Annotated in this window: 5 protein-coding genes and 2 pseudogenes; 2 read left to right on the forward strand and 5 right to left on the reverse strand. The window is 55.7% G+C overall.

Annotation, left to right across the window (positions count from 1 at the left end; translation table 11 throughout):
* Positions 1-139 (forward strand): annotated as a pseudogene (locus P7F28_RS03390) (BMP family ABC transporter substrate-binding protein); the annotation flags it as partial.
* Positions 140-193: 54 nt separating this feature from the next.
* Here the strand turns inward: P7F28_RS03390 and P7F28_RS03395 are convergent.
* Positions 194-448 carry a hypothetical protein gene (locus P7F28_RS03395; protein WP_277183032.1) on the reverse strand — a complete coding sequence of 85 codons (255 nt, stop codon included), beginning with the start codon at positions 446-448 and terminating at the stop codon, positions 194-196.
* A gap of 197 nt (positions 449-645) precedes the next feature.
* On the opposite strand from P7F28_RS03395, the gene P7F28_RS03400 reads away from it, so the two are divergent.
* Positions 646-1,371: a DeoR/GlpR family DNA-binding transcription regulator gene (locus P7F28_RS03400; RefSeq protein ID WP_277183040.1), complete on the forward strand. Its 726-nt coding sequence runs from the start codon at positions 646-648 to the stop codon at positions 1,369-1,371.
* A 46-nt stretch (positions 1,372-1,417) separates the two neighbouring features.
* Here P7F28_RS03400 and P7F28_RS03405 read toward each other — a convergent pair whose 3' ends face one another.
* From P7F28_RS03405 to P7F28_RS03420, 4 genes and pseudogenes are all read right to left on the reverse strand, one after another.
* The gene (locus tag P7F28_RS03405; RefSeq protein WP_370467230.1) at positions 1,418-2,473 is read right to left on the reverse strand and encodes an ABC transporter permease; all 1,056 of its coding nucleotides are present in this window, start codon (positions 2,471-2,473) and stop codon (positions 1,418-1,420) included.
* A 2-nt stretch (positions 2,474-2,475) separates the two neighbouring features.
* On the reverse strand, positions 2,476-4,005 hold the full coding sequence (locus tag P7F28_RS03410; RefSeq protein ID WP_277183033.1) for a sugar ABC transporter ATP-binding protein: 1,530 nt from the start codon (positions 4,003-4,005) through the stop codon (positions 2,476-2,478).
* A gap of 57 nt (positions 4,006-4,062) precedes the next feature.
* Positions 4,063-5,067: a substrate-binding domain-containing protein gene (locus P7F28_RS03415; protein ID WP_277183034.1), complete on the reverse strand. Its 1,005-nt coding sequence runs from the start codon at positions 5,065-5,067 to the stop codon at positions 4,063-4,065.
* 48 nt (positions 5,068-5,115) lie between these two features.
* Positions 5,116-5,710 (reverse strand): annotated as a pseudogene (locus tag P7F28_RS03420) (ABC transporter permease); the annotation flags it as partial.

The raw sequence follows: 5,710 nt of genomic DNA on the forward strand, positions 1-5,710 counted from the left end.
CATTGGCAAATGCGTGGTCGATTCCGCGGTCAAAGCGCTCCACGGGGAAAAATTGCCCAAGAAAGTCGATACCGGTTTTTACTGGTACGACAAGAGCAATATGAACGATCCGAAGATCGCAGCAGTGCTCTACGATTGATATAAGCAGGGCAGCATATTCGTCAAAGAGGAAGCAGCGCCGCTTCCTCTTTTTTTATTCGCTAAACAAGTCCGGCGTCGATTCCTCTTTAGGCGGCAGCACCGGCAAAGAACCCTCACGCACTTGCGCCAGCACCTCGGGCGGCAGCCACGTCTCTTCCATTCCGGCGATTCCTTCCTCGATCATTCGCTGCAAAAAAAACGACTGCTTGCGTCCGGTGATTTCCGCCAGCAAACGCAATCTCTGCTCGATCGCAGGCTCGACACGAACCGCCACGACCTTCAACTTGTTTTCGGGTGTCCTTCTCAACGCCAGCTCCTTTCGATATTGCTTTGCGCCGCATGATGCGCGTCGGAGCATGCTTCTATCATGAACATTCGGTGAATCGCAAGCGTTTCACCCGTATTTACCCGTGCTTTTACAAGCAAACGCACAAAGCGGCGGTCTTGCATTGTTATAATTCTCTCATCGCACGACTAAAACCTAACACTGCGCGCCCCGGCACCATGGCCAAGAACGATCGCCTGCGCACACTTTCAAGCGCGCTGGAAAAACAAAACGTAATGCGTTTGCGCGATGCCGCGGCGTTGCTCGGCGTCTCTGAAATGACGGTGCGTCGAGATATCGCGGCGAACCCCGGACAGTTCACGTACCTGGGCGGCTACATCGTCAGCGCGGCGGATTTGCCCAATGCCGCAGGCTATACCATCGAAGAAGAGAAGGATCATTTCGCGCAGGCGAAGGTGATCGCATCGAATCATGCGGCGCGATTGCTGGTGGATAGCGAAACAATTTTTATCGACTGCGGCACCACACTGACCACGCTTGCACGGCAAATTCCGGTCGACATGCACCTGACCGTGGTCTGCTATTCCCTTAACGTCGCAGAGATTTTAAGGCGCAAGCCCAACGTGCGAATGATTTTGCTGGGCGGCGTCTATGTGCCGTCCTCAGAATCCTTTGCTAGCGATGAAAGCGTCGAAACCCTTAGGCGCATGGGCATCAACAAGGCGTTTATGTCAGCAGGCGGTGTGGATGAAGCGCGCGGCGTGACCTGCTGGAATTTTCATGAAGTCGCGATCAAGCAGGCCGCCATGGCCAGCGCCGTGGAACGACATTTAGTCGTCGATGCAAGCAAGTTCGGCAAGGTCAAAGCAGTGCGTTTTTCACAGCTTTCCGAGTTCGATTCGGTGATTACCGAAGAAGGACGCGCGACTCGCGCGCGGGCTTGAAGGCTTAAGGGCGCCGCTTAAGAAAATCCGCAGCGCCCTTAAAGAATTATTGACGACGTCCAAGCGCAAACAAGGTTCCGGCCACCAGAATAAACGCGCCGATAATCACCTTTTGCCACGTGCTAGGCACACCGATCAGAATCAGCACGCTATTGATCAGCGTCACCAGCACGACGCCAAGCAACGTGCCTGCAACGCTTCCCGTGCCGCCCGTAATGCGCGCGCCGCCAAGAATTACAGCCGCGATCACATCCAGTTCGGTGCCGACGAGATCGAACGGATTCGCCAGTCGGTTAGTCGATACGTGCAGAATGCCCGCAACGCCCGCAAGCAAGCCCGTATAGCCAAATACGAAAAGATGAATCGCGCGCAGGTTATAGCCGAGCCGCTCAGCAATGGCGAGACTGCCGCCCATTGCATAAACGCCGCGTCCCATCATGGTCCGATTCAACAGCCACCAGGTCACGACCGCCGCGATGACGAGCGCAAGGACCGACACCGGCAACACAGCCCTAAGCCCGTCTGACGTGTGATAGAAAAACAGCGGCAAGCGACCAAACGTATCCATGCTATGCGGGATGTTCATAAAGAACTGCGTCCCCACGAACGTCAGCAGCAGGCCACGATAAAGATATTGCGTACCAATGGTGACGATCAGCGAAGGCGCTTTTAGCCGATGCACGAGCATGCCGTTAATCACGCCAAGCATTAAGCCGCCGATCGCACCTGCAATCAGAATAAGAAAGAATGGGCAATCGGGCCACCACGCAAACACGGCTTTGGTGAGCGAATACATCGTCAATGCAGCGATGGCCGTGAACGATACATCGATCCCGCCCGACGCCAGCACGACCAGCGTGCCAAGTGCGAACAGCGATACCGTCGTCGCCGAATGCAGCAAGTCGAACAACGTGGCGAACTGGAAAAAGCGCGGATTGATGCCGCCGACCACCAGACATGTCACCACGATCAAGCCGACCGTGAACCACTCAGGATTGCGCATCAATTGCGCATATAAATTGCCTTTGCGTACGCGTGGCGCGACGCTTGCCGCTTGCTGCGGCATCGTCTCGTTTCCCGTGCGGCGAATGGATTCGCTCATACTCATGCTGCCTCGGAAAGTAGTGCGTGGTAAAGATCGGCTTCGTTCAGGCGGTCTGCGCGATATTCGCTTGCCACACGGCCTTTCTTCATCATCAAAATGCGATCGCAGTTTTGCAGCAGTTCCGGCAGGTCATCGCTGATCAAAATAATGCCGATGCCCTCTTTCGATAAGCGCTGCATGATGCGGTAAATAATGTCCTTCGATCCCACGTCCACACCGACCGTCGGTCCATGCAGGATCAGCACGCGCGGATCGATTGCGAGCCAGCGTCCAATCAGAACGCGTTGTTGATTGCCGCCCGAAAGCGATTGAACCGGCTTGTCTACATCGGGCGTAGCAATCTGCAAATCCTTGACGGTGCGTTCGGCAAGTGCTTGCGCACGCTTGCGATCGATCTGTCCAAAGCGGTCGCGCAGACTCGAAATCATCGCGGTCACCACGTTGTCGCGAATCGGCTTATCGAGAAAAAGCCCTTCGTTCAGGCGGTCTTCCGGCACATAGCCAATGCGCTGTGTTTTGGCATCCGAAGGAGATTGCAGACGGATTCGCGTGCCATCGAGCGTCACCGTGCCGACGTCGGCCGGGGCTACGCCGGCAAGGGCACGTGCAAGCTCGTTACGGCCCGAATCGAGCAGACCGGTTACACCGAGAATTTCACCTTTGCGCAGCTTGAACGATACATCGGCAAACTGACCTTTACGGCCAAGGCCTTGCACGTCGAGCACGATTTCTGAAGCGCCCTCGTCACCCTCCGCACGATAGCGTTCCGTCGACAGATGCTTGCCCGTCATCAATTCGCTGATCTGCGCCTTCGTATAATTTTCGATCGGGCCTTGCGCCATTTTCTGGCCATCGCGCAGCACAATGACTTCACCGCCGATTGCATAACATTCGTCGAGTTTATGGCTGACGAACAGCACGGCCACGCCATCCGCACGCAAGCGGGCCAGCACGGCGATCAGATTATCGACTTCCTTTTGCGTAAGCGATGTAGTCGGCTCATCCATGATGACGAACTTCGCTTCGCTGGCAATGGCGCGCGCAATCGCTACGAGCTGGCGTGTCGCCAAAGGCAATTGTTCGATGAGCGTCTTCTGAAATTCAGCATCGCCCGGCAGACCAACGGCTTCCAATGCACGTGCAGCCGTTGTAGCAAGCGCCTTGCGGTCGAATGTACGTGCGAGCTTGCCCGCATGTTCGGCGAGTTCGCTCGTCAAGGCGACGTTCTCCGCCACGCTCATGTTAGGGAGCAGAGAAAGATCCTGATACACCGTTTCGATACCCGCTGAAAGCGATTCGAGCGGCGAGAGCTTTTTATGCCGCGCCCCTTCTATAACGAGTTCGCCTTCATCAGGCGGCTGAGCGCCTGAAATAATCTTGATAAGCGTGCTCTTGCCGCAGCCGTTTTCGCCGAGCAAGTGGTAAATCTGTCCTCGCTCGAACGCCAGGCTTACGCCTCGCAGCGCATAGACGCCGGTAAAGCGCTTATGAATATCGACGACTTCGAGTAGCGGTGTCTCTTTGGTCATGGCATTTCTTAGGCTTAGGCGCGCGCCGCTAAGAAAACGACACGCGCCTTTGATACATCAGAAGTTGTATTGCTTGTAGTTCGTCTTATCGACATCCACCCAGCCGGTGCCGCGCACGATCACACCCTTGCCCGGACCCTTGCTTACCGTGACCTTGTTATAACCAGTGATACCCAGGTCCGCACCGTTCTGCACTTCCTTGCCTTCCACCAGCATTTGCGCGACCTTATTCATCGCCAGACCCGCGAGCTTGGGATCCCAAAACGCGATGCCATTGATCGCACCGCTTTCGAGGAACTTCGCCGCTTCGGTCGGTAAGCCGGTGCCATAGACGCAAATCTTGCCAACCTTGCCCGCTTCTTCCACCGCGCGGCCAATGCCGATCACATCCAGCGAAGACGAGCCTTGAAAGCCCGTCAAATCCGGGTGCTTGCGCAAGACTTCTTTAGCGACCTGATAAGCGCGCTCGCCATCATTATTCGTTTCGAGCTTAGGCTCGACCAGATCCATCTTCGGATATTTGGCCTTGGCGTTGCCGATACCGCCATCGGCCCACTGAACTTGAGAACGGCTGCCAAGCGAACCGACCAGCACGGCCCATTTGCCTTGCTGCCCCATACACTTCGCAAGACGTTCGTTAAGACCCGCGCCGTAAGCGGTGTTGTCGAATGCTTCGATATCGACTTGCGTATTCTTGGCGTTGTCCGCTTCGTGCGTCACCACCTTGATGCCGCGATCCATCGCCTTTTTAAGCGCTGGTTCGAGCGTAGGCGGATCGTACGGAACCACTGCAATTGCAGTGACTTTCTTGGCGATCAGATCTTCGATGATCTTGAGTTGTTGCGCGGCATCCGCACGGCCCGGCCCGGTCTGATAAGCGTTGATGTTCGGATTTTCCTTGCCGAACTCCTTTACGCCTTCATCCATGCGATTAAACCAGTTGATGCCCGTCACCTTGACGACCGTCACGATGGTTTCATTCGTTGCCGCTTGCGCAGCAGCGATAGCGCCTGCGGCAAGCGCAATTGCCGTCAACGCGGTGCCGATCTTATTCAGTTTCATGGTGCTGTCTCCTTTAAAACCTTTATGGTTCGAATGATTCTCGAATGATCAACGTCCCGTGGAAGCCGGTGGCCGTGACGCTTTAGCCGCCGCTCCGCCAATACCGAAAATTGCGCGCACACGCTCGCCGCCCGCAAACGCAAGCGACAAAAGAAGCAAGAATCCCCACGCACAATCGCCAAAGAATTGCGATACGCCAAGCAGATTAAACAGGCTCGACAGAAATTGCAGCACGGTGGCGGCAAGAAACACACACACGATGCGCCCATAACCGCCCGCAGGATTCACGCCGCCCATCACCGCGATAAGAATGGCGATCAGCAAATACGAATTGCCGTAATCCCATTTCGCGCTGGACGTATGCGTCGCGCTGATCAGACCCGCGAGCGACGCAAGCACACCGCAAAGACCGTACGTCACGATCAACATACGCGCGCGCGGAATACCCGCATAAAAAGCGGCCTTGGGATTGGTGCCCATCAGATAAAGACGCAAGCCGAAAGGCGTGCGCTTAAGAATCCAACCGAGCAAGAGCACGGCGGCGACGAAAATCCAAAGCGAAATTGGCACTTGCAGAAAGGTGCCGTTACCAATATTCGAAAGCGGGTCCACATATTCCACCCGCACAGATGCGCCGTTGCTC

The organism is Caballeronia sp. BR00000012568055, assembly GCF_029439455.1.
GTDB lineage: Bacteria > Pseudomonadota > Gammaproteobacteria > Burkholderiales > Burkholderiaceae > Caballeronia.

Bases quoted from the DNA above. Each gene is read 5' to 3' on its own strand.
- P7F28_RS03400 (WP_277183040.1), top strand. From the start codon at position 646: ATGGCCAAGAACGATCGCCTGCGCACACTTTCAAGCGCGCTGGAAAAA.
- P7F28_RS03405 (WP_370467230.1), bottom strand. From the start codon at position 2,473: ATGAGCGAATCCATTCGCCGCACGGGAAACGAGACGATGCCGCAGCAA.
- P7F28_RS03410 (WP_277183033.1), bottom strand. From the start codon at position 4,005: ATGACCAAAGAGACACCGCTACTCGAAGTCGTCGATATTCATAAGCGC.
- P7F28_RS03415 (WP_277183034.1), bottom strand. From the start codon at position 5,067: ATGAAACTGAATAAGATCGGCACCGCGTTGACGGCAATTGCGCTTGCC.